This is a genomic window from Streptomyces thermospinosisporus (assembly GCF_039526425.1).
Lineage (GTDB): Bacteria > Actinomycetota > Actinomycetes > Streptomycetales > Streptomycetaceae > Streptomyces > Streptomyces thermocarboxydovorans.
Genome location: NZ_BAAAIZ010000028.1, coordinates 58791 through 76623 on the forward strand (window position 1 = coordinate 58791; position 17833 = coordinate 76623).

Sequence of the window (17833 nt, forward strand, 5' to 3'; positions counted from 1 at the left end):
CAGCAACGCCCGGCGCCGCGTGAGGAAGTGACACTTCTGCATGAGACATCAGTCGCCCAGCGGAAGGCCGACGCACTTCATCGACACCGGTGTGGCGGCACGAAACCACCCGGTCGGCTCAGCATTCCGTCAACGCCGGCGCACCAGCGGGAAGGGCAGGGTCTCCCGGATGGTGAGCCCGGTGAGGAACATCACCAGCCGGTCGACGCCGATGCCGAGGCCGCCGGTGGGCGGCATGGCGTACTCGAGGGCGTCGAGGAAGTCCTCGTCGATCTCCATCGCCTCGGGGTCTCCCCCGGCGGCGAGCAGCGACTGGGCGGTGAGACGGCGGCGTTGCTCCACCGGGTCGGTCAGTTCCGAGTAGGCGGTGCCCAGTTCGGTGCCGAAGGCGACGAGGGGCACCGGTGGCGGCGGTCACCGATGAGATCGCCGAGGATCTGATGGCGCAGATCCGGGAGGCGACCGAGCGGATGCGGGGCATCTTCGAGGTCCGCTGGGAGTTCCACACGTTCCGGGGCGATCCCTTCAACGGCCTGGCGGAGGCGGCGGACGACCTCAAGGCGGACGCGGTGGTGGTCGGTGTCTCCGAGCAGGCCGGGCACCGCTTCATCGGCTCGGTGGCGGTGCGGCTGGTGAAGGCGGGTCGCTGGCCGGTGACCGTGGTGCCGTAGAACCTGCCGGTCGGCCGGGGTGCCGCAGGGCCCGTCGGGCGCCCGGCGTTCCGCAGGACCTGCCAGGTGTCCGGGGTGCCGCAGGACTCGTCGGGCGTCCGTTGCTGACGTGACGCGTGCGGCCCGTGTCGCTCAAAGGTGTGCGTGGCGTCTTCCCTCTCGGCCCGGCCGGGGGCATCATGATCCGCCGTCAGCCGTTTGCCTGTCGCGAAGAGGTGAGGCGCATGGCCGGGCTCCGGATGGGTGAGGGTGTTCTCCGCCGCAAACCCATCGAGCACATCGAGGAGACGGAAGTCGGCGAGGGCACACGGCTGGACCGCACCCTCGGCCTGGGTCAGCTGACCGCGATCGGCGTGGGCGGCATCATCGGCGCCGGCATCTTCACGCTCGCCGGTACGGTCGCCAACGGCACGGCCGGCCCGGCGGTGCTGGTCTCCTTCCTCATCGCCGGTGTGGCCAGCGCCGCCGCCGCGCTGTCCTACGCGGAGTTCGCGGGGCTGATCCCCAAGGCGGGCTCGGCCTACACGTACGGGTACGCGGTGCTGGGCGAGCTGGCGGGCTGGTTCATCGGCTGGGACCTGCTGCTGGAGTACACGGCCATCGTGGCGGTGGTCGGCATCGGCATCTCCGGCTACTTCAGCTTCCTGGTGAACGAGATGGGTGCCGACCTGCCCGACTGGATGCTGGGCGCCCCCGGCACCGGCGAGGGCCACAAGATCGATCTGTTCGCCGCGCTGCTGTGCCTGCTGATCGCCTTCCTGCTGAACATGGGCATCAAGAACGCGGCCCGGTTCGAGACGGTGGTCGTGGTGCTGAAGGTGCTGGTGGTGCTGCTGGTGATCGCGGTCGGCGTCTTCCACATCGACACCTCGAACTACAACCCGTTCTTCCCGTACGGGGTGGGCGGCGCGTTCACGGGTGCGGCGACGGTGTTCTTCGCGGTGTTCGGCTACGACGCGATGTCGACGGCGGCGGAGGAGTCCAAGGACGCCCAGAAGCACATGCCGAAGGCGATCATCTACTCGCTGATCATCTCGATGGTGCTGTACGTGGCCGCCTGTCTGGTCCTGACGGGGATGCAGAACTACACCGAGATCGATCCGGAGAGCGGCTTCTCCACGGCGTTCAAGTCGGTGGGTCTGACCGGGCTCGCGGACCTGATCGCGGTGGGCGCCATCATCGGCATCCTCACCGTGATGTTCACCTTCATGCTGGGTGTGACCCGGGTCTGGTTCGCGATGTCCCGCGACGGGCTGCTGCCGCGCTGGTTCGCCAAGACCCACCCGACCCGGCACGTCCCGACCCGCGTCACCTGGATCGTCGGCGTGGCCTCGGCCGCGATCGCCGGCTTCCTGCCGATCGGCGAGGCGGCCGAGCTGACCAACATCGGCATCCTGCTGGCGTTCGTGGTGGTGTGCACCGCGGTGATCGTGCTGCGCTACCGGCAGCCGGACCTGCCGCGCAGCTTCCGCACGCCGTGGATGCCGGTGGTGCCGGCGATCGGTGTGGTGTTCTCCATCTGGCTGATCACGTTCCTGGCGTGGCAGACCTGGGTGCGCTTCGCGGTGTGGTTCGCCGTCGGCCTGGTGATCTACTTCGGCTACTCGTACCGGCGCTCGGAGCTGGCGCGCCGTCCGGGGCCGGCGGAGCAGGAGAGCGGCCGGTAGCGCCGGCCCCGCCCCCCGTAGGCGGGGCCGGCGGGTCTCTACTGGAGCGAGCCGAGGAAGTCGGTGACGAGCGCGTTGTAGACGTCGGGCCGTTCCTCGTTGGGGTAGTGGGCGGTCCCCTCGACGGTGGCGAGGTGGGCGGGGATCTGACGGACGCCGAGGTGACGGCATGCCTGCGGGTGCTCGGCGCCATGCTGTCCGCCCTGGACCACGTGGACGTCGGCTGAGCTCTTCCGGTGCGGGACTCCCTTCGACCGTGGGATTCTCAGGACTCCCACGCGACCGGCCCGCTACTCCCCCATCACCAGTCCGTCCTGGGCCGCGCCCCGGCTCATCACCACCGCGCTGATGCGGTCGCGCTCGGCATGCACCTCGGCGCCCTGGGCGATCGCCCGGTTGAGGTTGACCACCCGGCCTGCGTCGAGGTCGAACAGCTGCGGGACGAACTCCGCACGGGTCACCTCCCAGCGCCCGCCGGGCCGCTGGGGCGGGGTGAAGGTGAAACGGGCGACCGTGGACTGGTTGGCGCGCGGGTCCCGGGCGCCCCGCTGGTCGAACATCTCGCCGGCGATCTGGTCGCCCATCCCGTAGACCACCCAGGTGCCGTTGACCTTCTCGTAGGCCTGCGGGACATGGGCGTGGGTGCCCAGGATCAGGTCGATGTCGGGCCGGCCGCCGGAGCGGGAGGCCGTCAGTGAGCGGGCCAGGGTGACCTGCTGCTCGTCGGGGTTCTCCTGCCACTCGGTGCCCCAGTGCAGGGAGACCACGACCACGTCGGCGCCCGCGGTCCGGGCGGCCCGCGCGTCGGCGATGATCCGTGCCTCGTCGATGAGGTTGACGGACCAGGACTGGTCGGGCGGATACGGCGAGACGGCGGTGCCGTAGGTGTAGGCGAGGTGGGCGACCTGGGCCTGGCCCGCGCGCAGCACGGTCACGGTGCGGGCCTCCTGCTCGGTGCGGGCGGAGCCGGAGTGCCGCACCCCCGCCCGGTCGAGGGCGTCGAGGGTGCGCCGGATGCCCTCGGAGCCCGCGTCCAGGCTGTGCTCGGAGGCGGTGGAGCAGCCGTCGTAGCCCGTGGCGGCGAGGCCGGCGGCGATCTCGGGCGGCGACTGGAAGACGGGGTGACCGGTGTACACGCCGTCGGCGCCGTAGACCGTCTCCATGTGACACAGCGCCAGATCGGCGGGAGCGACGACGGATCGGATGCCGGAGAGCATCGGCCGGAAGTCGTGGCCGGTGCCGCCCGCGTCGAAGCGGGCCCGGTCGATGACCGAGGTGTGCGGCAGGATGTCTCCGGAGGCCACCAGGGTGAAGCCGCGCGCGGCGGACGGCGCGTGCTGCCCGCGGGCGGGCGGGCGGTGGTCCTTCGCCTGGCAGGCGGCGCCCGCGGCGAGGACGACGGTCAGGGCCAGGGCGACCTGTCGGCTTCGAGCGATCATCATTTCACCCCGCTGTAGTCACATTTACGGATAAACAGGTAAGAAGTCGTTCGGGGTCCTCCGTGGCTCCGACACGCGTTTTAGGCCGTCCGGCGTGCGCGAAAGGCCGTCTCGACCGTTCGTCGAACCGTTCGCCGACGCGATCGACCGCCCGCCGCACATCCTTGCGCGCGCCCTGTCGCCCCCGGGCGCCGTGCGCTGGCATACGGCCATGACGGCCGGAATCACACTCACGAACGAGACGACCGCCGAGCACGAGCTCGCCGCGCTGCAGCGCGAGCACGGCCGGCCTCTCTTCGCGCTGCTGCTCCGGCTCTGCGACGGAGACCGGCAGCGGGCGGAGGATCTGGTACAGGAGACGCTGCTGCGTGCCTGGCAGCATCCCGAGGCACTGCGCGCCGACGCCTTCGACTCCGTACGGCCGTGGCTGCTGACGGTGGCGCGGCGGCTCGCCATCGACGCGCGGCGCGCCCGTCAGGCCCGGCCCGCCGAGGTGGGCGACGCGGTGCTGGAGAACGCGCGGGTGATCTCCGATCACGCGGAACGGGCCGCCGCGACGCTGGATGTCCGCGAGGCTGTGAAGACCCTCACTCCTGAACACCGTGAAGTCCTGGTGCTGGTGTATTTCCAAGGTGCGAGCGTGGCGGAAGCGGCGAAAACCCTCGGCATCCCGCCCGGTACCGTGAAGTCCCGCGCGTACTACGCGCTGCGCGCCCTGCGCAGGGTGCTTCCGGGATACGCCGCCGACCTGCGCTGAAACCGCCGGTCGAGTCAAACCTCCGTAAAGCGCCTTGCCGACTACCCGGGTTGAGTAATCGGCTGTCCTCATCCGTGTTCCGGACCGGGGGCCCGGGTTCGGGCGACGCGCACGCACCGGAGGAAGGCAGGAAGGGATGCTGCACAGAGGCCGAGAGGGCACGGACGGCTCAGGCGGAGGCGAACTGATCGTCCCCATGGCGTGGTTGTACGCCGAGTACATCGCCGACGAACTGCTGCGCAGCGGCGATCTCATGCCGCCGACGTCCTTCGAGTTCCGGGCCGGCCGGGACGCGTTGGCGCTGACCGTCTTCCTGTCCGACACCGACGGCGAGCTGTCGGGCATCCGCGTGGTCACCCAGCTGGAGACCTGGCTGTCGCTGACCGCGTACGACCAGCCGTGGCAGGAGTGGGTGGAGGACCGCCTGGCGGATCTGACCGCCGACGCGGTGGCGTCCGGCCGGACGGATCCCGACCTCGAGCTGGCCCGGGCGGCATGGCGCTGGCTCCAGGAGACCGAGCTGCTGGCGCCCGACCTCAACGCGGTGCCGGGCGGTGGCGCGGTGGCCGACGAGGACGAGGGGCCCAAGGTGTGGACCCCCGCCTGGCAGCTGGGCCTCCCGCTCAGCCACCTCGCCATCCATCTCTTCTAGGCCGAACGAGATCTCTTCCAGGCCGAACGAGCCGGGGCCCTCCGCCAGGCCTCGAAACCAGCCGGAGCTCTCCTGCAGGCCGCGAACCAGCGACCAGCCGGGGCTCTCCTCCAGGTCGTGACCGAGCCTGCGCTCGCCGCTCGGCGGGGACGGGCCACGGCTGTTCTCCTCGCAGCGGACACACGGCTGTTCTCCTCGCAGCGAACAAGCCAGGGCGCTCTTGTTGGCCGAGAACACTCCATGGACCCCGGAAATCCAAAGGTTTCCGGGAATCCGACCAATCCGCGGGGCGGGCGGCTCCGAATCCTTAGGTCACGATTCGGTGCGTGGCTTGAGTGATTCGGCTGCCTGGTGCGTACCGGTGGGAGCAAGGAGTAACCCCACCCGCACCCAACGGCACGAGGATTCGGCATGAGGTCCCTGGAGAGGCATCGCGACGTCGGCGCCTACGCGCTCGGCGTGCTGGACGAAGCGGAGGCGTTCCGCTTCGAGGACCACCTCATGGAGTGCCCCAGCTGCGCTGCCGAGGTGACCGAATTCGGTCCCACCACACGGCAGCTGATGCTCTACCGGCGCTCCACTCCTCGTCTGGTGCACCCGCTGGCCAAGCCAGGTCCGGCGATGCTGGACCGGCTGCTGTCGGAGGTGACCGTCCGGCGCCGGGCGAGCCGCCGCAAAATGCTGTTCGCGCTGGCGGCATCGGTGGTGTTCGCGGTGTCCGCACCGGCCGTGGCGATCGTCGCGGGCGGCGAGGACGAGCCGGTGAGCATCGCGGCGACCGACGAGCGGTCCGGGGTGTGGGCCCAGATCACGACGGAGGACAAGGACTGGGGCAGCCACATGGAGCTGAAGGTCAAGGACGGCGCGGGTCCCCGCGACTGCCATCTGGTGGTGGTCGGCCGGGACGGCTCCGAGCACACCGTGACCAGCTGGAGCGTCCGCCGCCACGACGCCCGCCCCAACACCATGCTGGCCGGCACGGCGCTGCACCCCGACGAGATCTCCCACTACGAGGTCCGCACGGCGGACGGCGAGCATCTTGTCACCCTCGAGCCCTCCTGACGCGCGAGCCCGGCGAACCCTCGTGACGGCCGGGCCGGGCCCCGGCCCGGCAGCCCACCGGCAGGGCAGGAGAGTCACTTCAGCAGCCGGGACAGTCTGCGGTCGGCCAGCGGCTTGCCGCCCGTCTGGCAGGTCGGGCAGTACTGCAGCGACGAGTCGCTGAAGGAGACCTCCCGGATGGTGTCGCCGCAGACCGGGCAGGCCTCTCCGGTGCGGCCGTGCACCCTCAGGCCGCTCTTCTTCTCCGCCTTGAGCCGCCCCGCGGCCACCCCCCGGGAGCGTTCCACCGCCTCGGTCAGCGTGGTGCGCAGCGCCTGGTACAGGCGTGCGGTCTCCTCCGGGGTGAGGGAGGCGGCCAGTTTGAACGGGGACATCCGGGCGGCGTGCAGGATCTCGTCGCTGTAGGCGTTGCCGATGCCCGCGATCAGGCTCTGGTCCCGCAGCGCGCCCTTGAGCTGCCGGCGCTCGCCCGCCAGCAGTCCGGCCAGGCGGCTCTCGTCGAAGTCGTCGGCCAGCGGGTCCGGGCCGAGCCGGGCCACCCCGGGCACCTGCTGCGGGTCCGTCACCACGTACACCGCGAGCCGCTTCTGGGTCCCGGCCTCCGTCAGGTCGAAGCCGGCGCCGGTCTCCAGGGCGACGCGCAGCGCGAGCGGCCCCTTGCCGGGGCGGGGCGGGCCGCTGGGCAGCCGGTCCTTCCACTGCAGCCAGCCGGCGCGAGCCAGATGCGTGACGAACCAGGGGCCGCCGTCGGTGGCCAGCGCCAGGAACTTGCCGCGGCGCTGCACGCCGGTGACCTCGCGGCCCTCCAGGGCGGTGAGCGGCGGGTCGTAGGTCTTCAGGACGCTGATCGCCACGGGCAGCACCCGTACGATCTCGTGGCCGACCAGCTGCTCGGTGAGGAAGTCCTTGAGCGCCTCGACCTCGGGGAGTTCCGGCATACGTCCAGAGTGCCACCGGCGCGGGCGGGGCGGTCAGTCCGGATCGTCGTCGTACTCGACGGGAAACTCGCACCACACGCACTTGCCGCCGCCGCGCGCCTCCACGCCCCACACGTCCGAGAGCATCTCGACCAGCAGCAGCCCCCGCCCGGACACCCCCGAGTCCCCGGCCTCGCGGCGGCGCGGCAGGGCGCTGGAGGAGTCCTCGACCTCCACCCGCAGCCGCCGCTCGGTCCCGGTGAGAACCCGGAGGGTGACCACCGCCGCGCCCTCGGTGTGCATCAGGGCGTTGGTGATCAGCTCGTCGGCGACGAGTTCGATCTCGTCGGCCTTGTCCTCCGCGCCCCAGGTGGTGACCGCGGCGCGGATCATGCGCCGGGCCTCGGACAGCGCCTCGGGGTCGCCCGGCGCGACATGCTGCTGGAGCCGCCCGCCCGCGCGGGGGCTGTCCAGGATGCGGCGGCGCAGCACCAGCAGCGCCACGTCGTCGTCGCCGCTGCGCTCCTCCGCCACCTCGATCAGCAGGTCGGCGAGCTCCCGCACGTCCTCGGGGCCGGTCGCGACCAGCGCGGCGAGGGCCTCCATGCCGTCGTCGAGGTCGGCGCCCGGCTGCTCGACCAGGCCGTCGGTGCACAGCAGCAGCGTGTCGCCGGGGTCGAGCTCCATGGTGCCGACCGGGTAGTCGAGCTGGTCGAACTCGGCGGACAGACCGAGCGGCAGCCCGCCGGGGACGCAGACGCGGCGGCACGTGCCGTCGTCGCCGCGCCGCATCAGCGGGTCGATGTGCCCGGCCCGCACCATCTGCAGCACCCCGGTGGACAGGTCGGCCTCGGCATACAGGCAGGTGGCGGAGCGGTCGGTGTCGAGCTCGTGCAGGAAGCCCGAGGCGCGGGCCAACACGGTGGCCGGCGGATGACCTTCGGCGGCGTAGGCGCGCAGCACGATGCGCAGCTGGCCCATGACGGCGGCGGCGTGGGTGTCGTGGCCCTGGACGTCGCCGATGACCGCGCCGACCCGCCCGCCGGGCAGCGGGATGAGGTCGTACCAGTCGCCGCCGATGTCCCGGCCGAAGGTGCCGCCGATGCTGGCCGCGCGGTAGCGGACGGCGACGTCGGCGCCGCGCACGCTGGGGATGGTGCGGGGCAGCATCGCCTGCTGGAGCCCCTGCGCCAGGTCCATCTCCTGCTCGTAGAACATGGCGCGCTGCAGGCTCTGGGCGATGCTGCTGCCCAGGGCGACGAGGATGTTGCGATCCTCCGGGGAGAAGCCGTGGCGGTCGCTGTAGAGCAGGCCCATCGCGCCGATGGGGCGGGCCTGGACGATGAGCGGCAGGTAGGCCGCCGAGGTGATGTTCAGGTCGGTGATGTGCGGCCAGAGCACCGGGAAGCGCTCGGCGAACTCCGCGGGCGACTCGATGTAGCAGGGGCTGAGGGTGCGCACGCACTCGCTCATCGGGTACGGCTCGTCGATGCGGGTGATCCGGGTGCCCTCCACATAGCTGCCCTCGGGGCCCTCGGCGATCAGCCGGATCCGGCCGGCCTCGATCAGGCCCAGCACCAGACTGGTGGCGCCCAGGTGGGTGAGGCCGTGGGTGTCCTTAATGGCGTCCATCACCTCCTGCACCGTCCGGGCGTGGGCCAGGGCGGCGGTGGTGAGCTGGACGACGTTGGTCTGCTGGCGGCGGGCGTCCTCCTGGGCGGCCTGCTGCCGGTGGGCCTCGTGGTCCCGCAGCTCCTCGGTGGCGTCGCGGATGACGCCGAGGATGCGGCGCGGCAGCCCGGTGTCGTCCCGGCGGATGTAGCCCTGGGTGTGGGTCCAGCGCAGGGAGCCGTCGCGGCGGCGGACGCGGAAGTAGGCGCCGTAGTTCTCGCTGCCGTCCTTCAGCGCCTGGGAGACGGCGGAGTCCAGGCGGCCGGCCTCGCCGGGCGGGACGCGCAGGGCAAGGGACTCGGGGTGGTCGTCGTACTCCTCGGGGAGCACGTCGAAGATCTCGTGGGCGCGGGCGTCCAGCTGCATCAGGCCGGTGTCCAGGTGCCAGTCGAAGCAGCCCATCTGGTTGAGCGCGAGGATCGAATCCGGGTGGTCCGGCCAGTCGTCCGGGAGTGACAGTGCGCTCGCTCCCCGATCAGCCATGGGCCCACCTTGCCAGGATTCACCCGAATCTTCGACTGGTGCGCCGGGTACGCGGGGCCACTCCGCTGCCCGACGGTGATAGGGGTATACCGGAGGTGTACGGAGCGTCACAGGAGGGTTTCCGGACAGGCGGGAAGGAGCACGGCTGCCGTGGAGTGGTTCACCGCACCGGACTACTGGCTGAGCCGGCTGGTCTTCCAGCGGGCGCTCGCCGCGATCTACCTGGTCGCCTTCCTCACCGCGGCGCTGCAGTTCCGCGCGCTGATCGGCGAGCGCGGCATGCTGCCGGTCCCGCGCTATCTGCGGCTGGTGCCGTTCCGCAGGGCGCCGAGTCTGTTCCACTGGCACTACTCGGACCGCTTCTTCGCGCTGGTCGCCTGGTCGGGCTGCGCGGTGTCGGCGGCGCTGCTGGCGGGGGCGGACTCGCTGCTGCCGCTGTGGGGCGGGATGCTGCTGTGGCTGGTGCCGTGGGCGCTGTATCTGTCGATCGTCAACGTGGGGCAGACCTGGTACTCGTTCGGCTGGGAGTCGCTGCTGCTGGAGGTCGGCTTCCTCGCCGTGTTCCTCGGCAACGACGAGGTGGCCCCGCCTGTCGTGGTGCTGTACCTGCTGTGGTGGATCCTGTTCAGGGTCGAGTTCGGCGCGGGACTGATCAAGATGCGCGGCGACGAGTGCTGGCGGAAGCTGACCTGCCTGGACCACCACCACGAGACCCAGCCGATGCCGGGCCCGCTGAGCTGGTTCTTCCACCATCTGCCGAAGCCGCTGCACCGGGTCGAGGTGGCCGCCAACCATGTGACGCAACTCGTCGTGCCATGGCTGCTGTTCGTCCCGCACCCGGTGAGCACGGCGGCCGCCTCGGTGATGATCGTCACCCAGCTGTGGCTGGTGCTCTCCGGCAACTTCGCCTGGCTGAACTGGCTCACCATCGCGATGGCGCTCTCCGCGGTCCGGTTCCCGGCCGACCCGCCGGACACGCCGGACGCCCCGCTGTGGTTCGTGGTCGTCGTCCTCGCGGTGGCGGCGCTGCTGGTGGCGCTCAGCTACCACCCGGTGGTCAACATGATCTCCCGGCGCCAGGTGATGAACCGCTCCTTCGACCCGTTGCACCTGGTCAACACCTACGGCGCGTTCGGCAGCGTCAGCCGGGTCCGCTTCGAGGTGGTGGTGGAGGGCACCGCGGACCATCCGCCCCGGGAGGACTCCGAGTGGCGGGAGTACGAGTTCAAGGGCAAGCCCGGCGACCCCCGGCACTGGCCGCGCCAGTTCGCTCCGTACCATCTGCGGCTCGACTGGCTGATGTGGTTCGCCGCGCTGTCCCCCGCCTACGCCGGGGCCTGGTTCGGGGCGTTCGTGGAGCGCCTGCTGGAGAACGACCGGGACACGCTGAAGCTGCTGCGCCGCTCCCCCTTCCCGGCGGACGCCCCGCCCCGGTACGTCCGCGCCCGTCTCTTCCGCTACCGCTACACCACCTGGCGGGAGCTGCGCGAGACGGGCGCCTGCTGGGACCGGACGTACGTGCGGGAGTACCTGCCGCCCACGCGGCTGACGGAGACGGCACGGAGCGGGTGAGGCGCCGGCGGGTGCAGCGGTGAGGCGCCCGCCTCGGTCGCAGCGTGAGACGCCCCGCGCCCGCCCGGGACGCAACGTGAGAGGCGCCCCGCCCGCCGCGGACACGGCAGGTGAGGCGCCCCCGCCCGCCGCGGTTCAGGCCCGCTTCAGCCGCAGGGTCATCAGCTCGAACGGGCGCAGCCGCACGGAGATCCGGTCGCCGTCGGGCACCGGCGGCTCGGTGTCCGCGAGCGGCCGCTCCAGCAGATCGGTGACCTGCACCCCGGTGGCCGGGAAGCCCGTGGTGAGGGTGGCGCGGGCCCGGCCGCCGTGGGCCTCGTGGAAGCGGACGACCACGTCGCCGCTGCCGTCGTCGGCCAGCTTCACCGCGGTGATCACCACCGACTCCCGGTCGACCGTCACCAGCGGAGCGACCTCACCGGCGCCGGTGAGCCGCCGCTCGGGCAGGTTGATCCGCCAGCCCTCGCGCACCGCGTCGCCGATCCCGGCGCCCACCACCAGCGCGTGCCGGAAGCGGTGCACGCCCTGGTCGGTCTCGGGGTCGGGGAAGCGCGGGGCGCGCAGCAGGGAGACCCGCACCGAGGTGGTCGTGCCGCGGTCGCCCTCGGTACGGACGGTGCGGGTCACGTCGTGGCCGTAGGTCGAGTCGTTGACGACGGCGACGCCCCAGCCGGGCTCCTCCAGATGGACGAAGCGGTGGTTGCACGCCTCGAACTTGGCGGCCTCCCAGGAGGTGTTGGTGTGGGTGGGCCGGTGGAAGTGCCCGAACTGCGTCTCCGAGGCGTACCGTTCGGCGTGCAGGTCGAGCGGGAAGGCGAGTTTGAGGAACTTCTCCGTCTCGTGCCAGTCGACCTCCGTGTCCACCTCCAGCCGACGCTCCCCCGGCGCCAGCGACAGCAGCTGGGTGACCCGGGAGGAGCCGAAGGACCGCACGATGCGGACGCCGTCCGGGGTGGCGGTGATCTCGTCGGCGTCGGTGAGGTCGGTGACGGTGTTGCGGTAGAACTTGTCGACGTCCCAGGCGTCCCACATGTTCGGGAAGTCCGGGTGCAGCTGCAGCAGGTTGCCGGCCTCGCCCGGTGCGATGGTCTCGCGGTCGGCCTCGAGGTCCCGGGCGGAGACGACCAGGCCCCGCTCGTCGATCGCGATGCGCACCAGCCCGTTGTCCAGGACGTACCCGCCGCCGGGGCGCGCCACGGGCTCGGCGGGCCGGTCCTCGCCCGCGGCTGCGGCGCCGCCGGCCGGGACGCCCGCGCGGGGGTGCGGGGCGGCGTTGAAGACCAGCGGGACGTCGCCCTCGCCGGCCAGGGCGCGCTGGGCGGCGTCGATGATGCCGTTCAGCTCGGCGGCGACCCGCTCGTAGGTGGCGCGGGCCTCGCGGTGCACCCAGGCGATGGACGAGCCGGGCAGGATGTCGTGGAACTGGTGCAGCAGCACCGTCTTCCAGATCCGGTCCAGCTCCTCGTACGGGTAGGGGGACCCGGTGCGGACGGCCGCGGTGGCGGCCCACAGCTCGGCCTCGCGCAGCAGGTGCTCGCTGCGCCGGTTGCCCTGCTTGGTCCTGGCCTGGCTGGTGAGGGTGCCCCGGTGCAGTTCCAGGTACAGCTCGCCGGCCCAGACGGGCGGTTCGGGGTACTCGGCAGCGGCCTTGGCGAAGAACTCGGACGGGGTCTCCCAGGTGACGGTCGCCGAGCCCTCGAGATTCCGCAGCCGGGCCGCCTTGGCGACCATCTCCCGGGTGGTGCCGCCGCCTCCGTCACCCCAGCCGGTGGGCGCCAGGGAGTGCCGGGCGGCGCCCTTGTCCTTGAAGTTGCGGACGGCGTGGGCGATCTCACTGCCCTTCATGGAGCAGTTGTAGGTGTCGACGGGCGGGAAGTGGGTGAAGATCCGGGTGCCGTCGACGCCCTCCCACTGGAAGGTGTGGTGCGGGAACTTGTTCGTCTGCGACCAGGAGATCTTCTGGGTGAGCAGGTACTTGGACCCGGCCGCCTTGATGATCTGCGGGAGCCCGGCGGCGAAGCCGAAGGTGTCCGGCAGCCAGGCCTCGTCGTTCTCGATGCCGAACTCGTCGAGGAAGAACCGCTTGCCGTGCACGAACTGCCGTGCCATCGCCTCGGATCCGGGCATGTTGGTGTCCGACTCCACCCACATCCCGCCGGCCGGCACGAACCGCCCGCCGGCCACCGCCTTCTTCACCCGGGCCCACACCTCGGGGCGGTGCTCCTTCACCCAGGCCCACTGCTGGGCCTGCGACATGGCGAAGACGAACTCCGGCTCGTCGTCGAGGAGCGCGGTCATGTTGGCGGTGGTCCGGGCCACCTTGCGCACGGTCTCGCGCAGCGGCCACAGCCACGCCGAGTCGATGTGCGCATGGCCGACGGCGCTGATGCGGTGCGCGGAGGGCACGGCGGGCGCGGAGAGCACCTCGGTGAGGCAGGAACGGGCGCGTTCCGCGGTGGCGTTGACGTCCTGGAGGTCGACCAGGTCCAGGGCCCGGTCCACGGCCCGCAGGATCTCCCAGCGGCGCGGCGAGTCCACCGGCAGCTCGGCCATCAGCTCGCCGAGCACCTCCAGGTCGATCACCAGCTGCCACACGGTCTCGTCCAGGACGGCGAGGTCCATCCGGGCGAGGGTGTACTGCGGTTCGCTGCCCGCGGTGTCCTTGTCGCCGAGCGGGGTCGGCACGAAGGGGTGGTAGTCCATGATGACGGGGTTGGAGGCGGCCTCGATGTGCAGGCGCACCTCCTCGCCGCCCTCGGCGGGTGAGCCGATGCGCACCCACTGGTTGCGCGGGTTGAGGCCCTTCACCGGGGTGCCGTCGGGCCGGTAGACCAGTCCCTCGCACTGGAATCCGGGCATGTTCTCGTCGAAGCCGAGGTCGAGGATGGCCTCGACGGTCTTCCCGGCCCATTCCTGGGGGACGGTGCCGGTGACCCGGAACCAGCTGGTGCCCCAGGGAGCGCCCCAGCGGGCGCCCACCGCGATGGGCTCCGGCTCGGCGGCGAGGCCCTCGGCGACGGGGACGGGTTCTCCGGGAGCGTGCCAGACCGCCACGTCGAGCGGTACGGACTCCGGGTACACGGCGGGGCGGATGCGCTCGTCGAGGACGCGCTTGAGGCGGGCCTCCACCAGGGTGCGGTCGTCATGCATGCGGGATGCTCCGTGGGTGGGTGCGGGTGGTTACCAGGTGTGGGTCACGGTGACGGGTTCCGACGAGGTGTACAGCTCCCCCACCGCACGCAGTTCGAACCGTGCGGATCGCTCGCCCCGTCCGGGTCCGAGGCCCCCGGCGAACCAGGCGTGCCGGCAGGTGCCGCCGAGGAAGCGGCGGGTGCCGTCCGGCAGGACGCGGTGCAGGGTGGGAGCGCCCTGCGAACTGCCCGAGCCACCAGCGCACCGGGCCCGGCCGCGGTGAGCGGGATGCTGCTCGCGCACAGGCTGCCGGACCGTCCGGTGAGCGGGATGGTCGCCCTGAGCCAGCCGCCGGCTCCGCTCACCGGCACGGCCGCCGGGACTGGTGGATAGGTGTACGGCCATGACTCGCCAGGCCCTGCCGGGTCGGTGATGGCCATGGCCCGCTCCGCGTCCACGCGCCCAGCATCCGTCCGGTGGATGAACTCGACAACCGTCCCGGTGGTGAGCGGCAGCCGCGTCGTATACAGGTCCACGGTGACCGGCGCGTCGAGTCCGCCGTCGACGAGCAGGCTGCTCCCGCCGTGCCAGGCGTCGGCGAAGTCGAAGCCGAGGGAGCCTCGGCACGGGGTGGGAGGGTAGTGGATCACCAGCCGCAATCGGGCGCACCACTCGTGCGTCTGTGCAGGCCGTCTCTCTTGTCGAACCGTGCCGCGTGCGACCTCATGCGGGTCCAGTCGCCGGCTGACATCCGACTGCCTAGCGCCCCTGAGAACACCTGGTGCAGCCCGCGCACTGCGGCAGCGGCCCCCGACCGCCCTGTCTACGACAACGACGTGATGGCCGTCGCCGGTGTCGCCACCGCGGCCGAACTCGGCTTCTCGGTACCGGAGGACGTGTCGGTCGTCGCCTGGGAGGACTCGGCGCTGTGCCGCCTGGTCAAGCCCTGGCTGTCCGCGCTGTCCCGCGACAGCGCCGAGTTCGGCCGCATGGCGGCCCGGGAGCTGACCGTCCTGCTGGACGGCGGCCCGGACCGCACCGTGCGGGTCCCGGTGCCCCGCCTGATCGGACGGGACGGCACCGGACCGGCCCGCGAGTCCTGAGCCGCCCGCGCACTGCCCGCCGGCGGCTCCGGCGGGATAATGGGCGCCATGCGGCCCCGTGGTCCGGTCTGCGCCGTCGCCGCGCTGCTGCTGGCCCTGACGGCCGGCTGCACCGGCGGCGCGGAGGAGGCCGCGCCCGAACGCACCACGGCGGCCGCCACCCCCACCGCACCGGCCACGCGCTCCTCCCCCGCGCCCTCACCGGTCGGCCCGGTGTCGCTGCCCGCCCTGATGGCGCGCGAGCACACCGGCTCCGACCTGCGCCTGGGCCGGGTCCTGGCGCGCACCTCCGCCTACACCCGGTACGCCGTGACCTACGAGGCGAACGGGCTGACCATCTCCGGCGTGATGAACATCCCCCGGGGCGAGGGCCCGTTCCCGGCGCTGGTGCTGGCGCACGGCTACATCGACCCGGACGTGTACGTCACCGGTCAGGGCATGCCCCGCGAGCACGACCTGCTGGCCCGCAGCGGTTATGTCGTGCTGCACGTCGACTACCGCAACCACGCCCGCTCCGACGACGATCCGGACAACGACGTCAACCTCCGCCTCGGCTACACCGAGGATGTGATCGGCGCGGCCCTCGCGCTGCGCGAGGCCGGCCGCCCGGAGATGGACACGGACCGGTTGGGGCTGCTGGGCCGCTCGATGGGCGGCGGGGTCGTCTACAACACGCTGGTGGTGGCGCCCGGCCTGTTCGACGCGGCCGTCGCCTACGCCCCGGTCAGCGCACACCCCGAGGAGAACATCGACCACTTCCAGCGGCCCGACGACGACCCGCTGGTGGACCGGATCGAGGCCGCGCACGGAACCCCCGGGAGCAACCCGGAGTTCTGGCGCCAGGTCTCCCCGCTCACCCATGCCGACCGGGTCACCGAGCCGCTGCTGATCCATCACGGCACCGCCGACGACACCTGCCCGCTGCGCTGGACCCACGAGGCCGTCGCGGCCTTCGAGAAGGCGGGCGCGGACGTCGAACTGCGCACCTACCGGGGCGAGGGCCACACCTTCGGTCCGCGCTGGCGGGAGTCGATGGACGTCACGATGCGGTACTTCGAGCGGCACCTGCGCTGACCGGCGCCCGCCACCGTCCGGACCGGGTCTCGACGCGAGGGCATTCCGCGAGGCAGAGTTCTCCCTGCGTACTCGCCAGTACGTCCTGTTGACCCTGTGCACGAGTGCGCCCAGCTCGCCTTGTGCACCACCACGCCCTGCTCGCCTTGCGCAATCGCCCTCCGAGGAGCCGACGTTGACCAGTTGGGCCGGCCGTACCGCCGTCGAGATCGCCGCCGCCGTACGGGAGAAGCGGGTCACCCCGCGCGAGGTGGTCGCCGAGCACCTCGCGCGGATCGACCGGCTGGACGGGCGCATCGGGGCGTTCCGCACGGTGCGGGCCGAGGCGGCGCTCGCCGAGGCGGACGAGGTGGCGGCCCGCGGCGACCTGGCCGAACTGCCCCTGGCCGGCGTGCCCGTGGCGGTCAAGGACAACCTCGCCGTGCGCGGCGAGAGCGTCCGCAACGGCTCGGCGGCGACCCCGGACACGCCCGCCGGCCGCGACCACGAGACGGTGGCCCGGCTGCGGGCGGCGGGCGCCGTCGTGGTGGGCCTGACCAATGTGCCGGAGCTGTGCGTCTTCGGCACCACGGAGGGCGTGCACGGCACCGCACGCAATCCGTGGGACCCCCGGCGCAGCGCGGGCGGGTCCTCGGGCGGCAGCGCGGCCGCGGTGGCCGCCGGGATGGTGCCGGTCGCCCTCGGCAACGACGGCATGGGCTCGCTGCGGATACCGGCGGCCAACTGCGGTCTGGTGACCATCAAGCCGGGGCACGGCGTGATACCGGCCGGGATCAGCGAGGGCGACTGGTTCGGCATGTCCGAGAACGGGCCGCTGGCCACCACGGTCGAGGACGCCCGGCTGATGTTCACGGTCCTCGCCGGACAGGAGCCGGCCCGGCGGGAGGAGCCCGCCGCCCGCCGGATAGCGGTGTCGCTGCGCAGCCCGCTGGCCGGGGTCGCCGTCTCCAGGCCGTATGCGACGGCGGCACGGGAGGCGGCGGAGGTGCTGATGAAGGCGGGCCACCAGGTGCGGCGCGCCGACCCGCCCTACCCGGCGTCGCTGGGCGTGACCGCGCTGGCCCACTGGACGGCCGGGACGGCCGTGGACGCCCGGGGGCTGGACCGCCGTTTCCTCACCCGCCGCACCCGGGTGCACGCCGCGATAGGGCGCCGCTGCGAGCACTCGGTGGCCGGCGGTGCCGCGCGGGAGAGGCTGCGCGGCCGGCTGGAGCCGTTCTTCGGCGAGTACGACGTCCTGCTCACCCCCGCACTCGCCCGCCGCTCCCCGCAGGCCGCGCCCTGGCACCAGCGGGGCTGGCTGCGCAATGTGCTCGCCAACTCGGCCTACTCGCCGCTGACTCCGCCGTGGAACCTGACCGGCTGGCCCGCGATGGCCGTGCCCTTCGGCACCCTGCCCTCCGGTGCTCCCTGCTCCGTGCAGCTGGTGGGCCGCCCGGGCTCGGAGGGCGAACTGCTGGATCTGGCGCAGCAGCTCCAGGACCGCCGTCCGTGGCCGCGGATCGCGCCGCTGGAGGGGACGGAGGCCGCCGGCGGGTGACGGAGAACGGTGTTGCCGTGATCGTCGGGGCACGCCTAGATGAATGAGTCCAAGGGGTGTCGTTGCGGTCAGTGATCGTAGGCGGTCAGTGAC

11 protein-coding genes and 4 pseudogenes are annotated in these 17833 nt (G+C 72.2%); 10 read left to right on the plus strand and 5 right to left on the minus strand.

Annotation, left to right across the window (positions count from 1 at the left end; genetic code table 11):
- Window positions 1–129: 129 nt before the first annotated feature.
- Window positions 130–396: pseudogene (locus ABD207_RS11350) on the minus strand (amino acid--tRNA ligase-related protein); the annotation flags it as partial.
- Here ABD207_RS11350 and ABD207_RS11355 point away from each other — a divergent pair.
- The 3 genes and pseudogenes from ABD207_RS11355 to ABD207_RS11365 all read left to right on the plus strand — a co-directional run.
- Window positions 396–671 (plus strand): annotated as a pseudogene (locus tag ABD207_RS11355) (universal stress protein); the annotation flags it as partial. The pseudogenes ABD207_RS11350 and ABD207_RS11355 overlap by 1 nt on opposite strands.
- A gap of 224 nt (window positions 672–895) precedes the next feature.
- Entirely contained in the window at window positions 896–2338 is a 1443-nt protein-coding gene (locus ABD207_RS11360) for an amino acid permease (RefSeq protein ID WP_344012155.1), read from the plus strand.
- A gap of 131 nt (window positions 2339–2469) precedes the next feature.
- Window positions 2470–2565, plus strand: a pseudogene (locus tag ABD207_RS11365) (MarR family winged helix-turn-helix transcriptional regulator); the annotation flags it as partial.
- A gap of 63 nt (window positions 2566–2628) precedes the next feature.
- Here the strand turns inward: ABD207_RS11365 and ABD207_RS11370 are convergent.
- Entirely contained in the window at window positions 2629–3777 is a 1149-nt protein-coding gene (locus ABD207_RS11370; RefSeq protein ID WP_344012156.1) for a CapA family protein, read from the minus strand.
- 211 nt (window positions 3778–3988) lie between these two features.
- On the opposite strand from ABD207_RS11370, the gene ABD207_RS11375 reads away from it, so the two are divergent.
- The 3 genes from ABD207_RS11375 (at window position 3989) to ABD207_RS11385 (ending at window position 6248) form a co-directional block, all read left to right on the plus strand.
- Entirely contained in the window at window positions 3989–4534 is a 546-nt protein-coding gene (locus ABD207_RS11375; protein WP_344001344.1) for a sigma-70 family RNA polymerase sigma factor, read from the plus strand.
- Window positions 4535–4670: 136 nt separating this feature from the next.
- Window positions 4671–5186, plus strand: a complete 516-nt coding sequence (locus ABD207_RS11380; protein ID WP_344012157.1) for a hypothetical protein — start codon at window positions 4671–4673, stop codon at window positions 5184–5186.
- A gap of 411 nt (window positions 5187–5597) precedes the next feature.
- A complete protein-coding gene (locus ABD207_RS11385; protein ID WP_344012158.1) occupies window positions 5598–6248 on the plus strand; it encodes a zf-HC2 domain-containing protein in 651 nt (216 codons plus the stop codon).
- 74 nt (window positions 6249–6322) lie between these two features.
- Here the strand turns inward: ABD207_RS11385 and ABD207_RS11390 are convergent, their stop codons facing one another.
- Window positions 6323–7186 (minus strand): Fpg/Nei family DNA glycosylase, encoded by an 864-nt coding sequence (locus tag ABD207_RS11390; RefSeq protein WP_344012160.1) that lies wholly within the window; start codon window positions 7184–7186, stop codon window positions 6323–6325.
- Between the two features lie 33 nt (window positions 7187–7219).
- Window positions 7220–9319 carry a SpoIIE family protein phosphatase gene (locus tag ABD207_RS11395; protein ID WP_344012162.1) on the minus strand — a complete coding sequence of 700 codons (2100 nt, stop codon included), beginning with the start codon at window positions 9317–9319 and terminating at the stop codon, window positions 7220–7222.
- 150 nt (window positions 9320–9469) lie between these two features.
- Here ABD207_RS11395 and ABD207_RS11400 point away from each other — a divergent pair, with 150 nt between their 5' ends.
- Window positions 9470–10891: a lipase maturation factor family protein gene (locus ABD207_RS11400; protein ID WP_344012164.1), complete on the plus strand. Its 1422-nt coding sequence runs from the start codon at window positions 9470–9472 to the stop codon at window positions 10889–10891.
- Window positions 10892–11026: 135 nt separating this feature from the next.
- Here ABD207_RS11400 and ABD207_RS11405 read toward each other — a convergent pair whose 3' ends face one another.
- Complete coding sequence (locus tag ABD207_RS11405; protein WP_344012166.1) at window positions 11027–14041, minus strand: alpha-mannosidase; 3015 nt, start codon at window positions 14039–14041, stop codon at window positions 11027–11029.
- A gap of 800 nt (window positions 14042–14841) precedes the next feature.
- Here ABD207_RS11405 and ABD207_RS11410 point away from each other — a divergent pair.
- From ABD207_RS11410 to ABD207_RS11420, 3 genes and pseudogenes are all read left to right on the plus strand, one after another.
- Window positions 14842–15126, plus strand: a pseudogene (locus ABD207_RS11410) (substrate-binding domain-containing protein); the annotation flags it as partial.
- A gap of 48 nt (window positions 15127–15174) precedes the next feature.
- Window positions 15175–16200 (plus strand): alpha/beta hydrolase family protein, encoded by a 1026-nt coding sequence (locus ABD207_RS11415; protein WP_344012168.1) that lies wholly within the window; start codon window positions 15175–15177, stop codon window positions 16198–16200.
- A 175-nt stretch (window positions 16201–16375) separates the two neighbouring features.
- Window positions 16376–17740: an amidase gene (locus tag ABD207_RS11420; protein WP_344012170.1), complete on the plus strand. Its 1365-nt coding sequence runs from the start codon at window positions 16376–16378 to the stop codon at window positions 17738–17740.
- The last annotated feature ends 93 nt before the right edge of the window (window positions 17741–17833 follow it).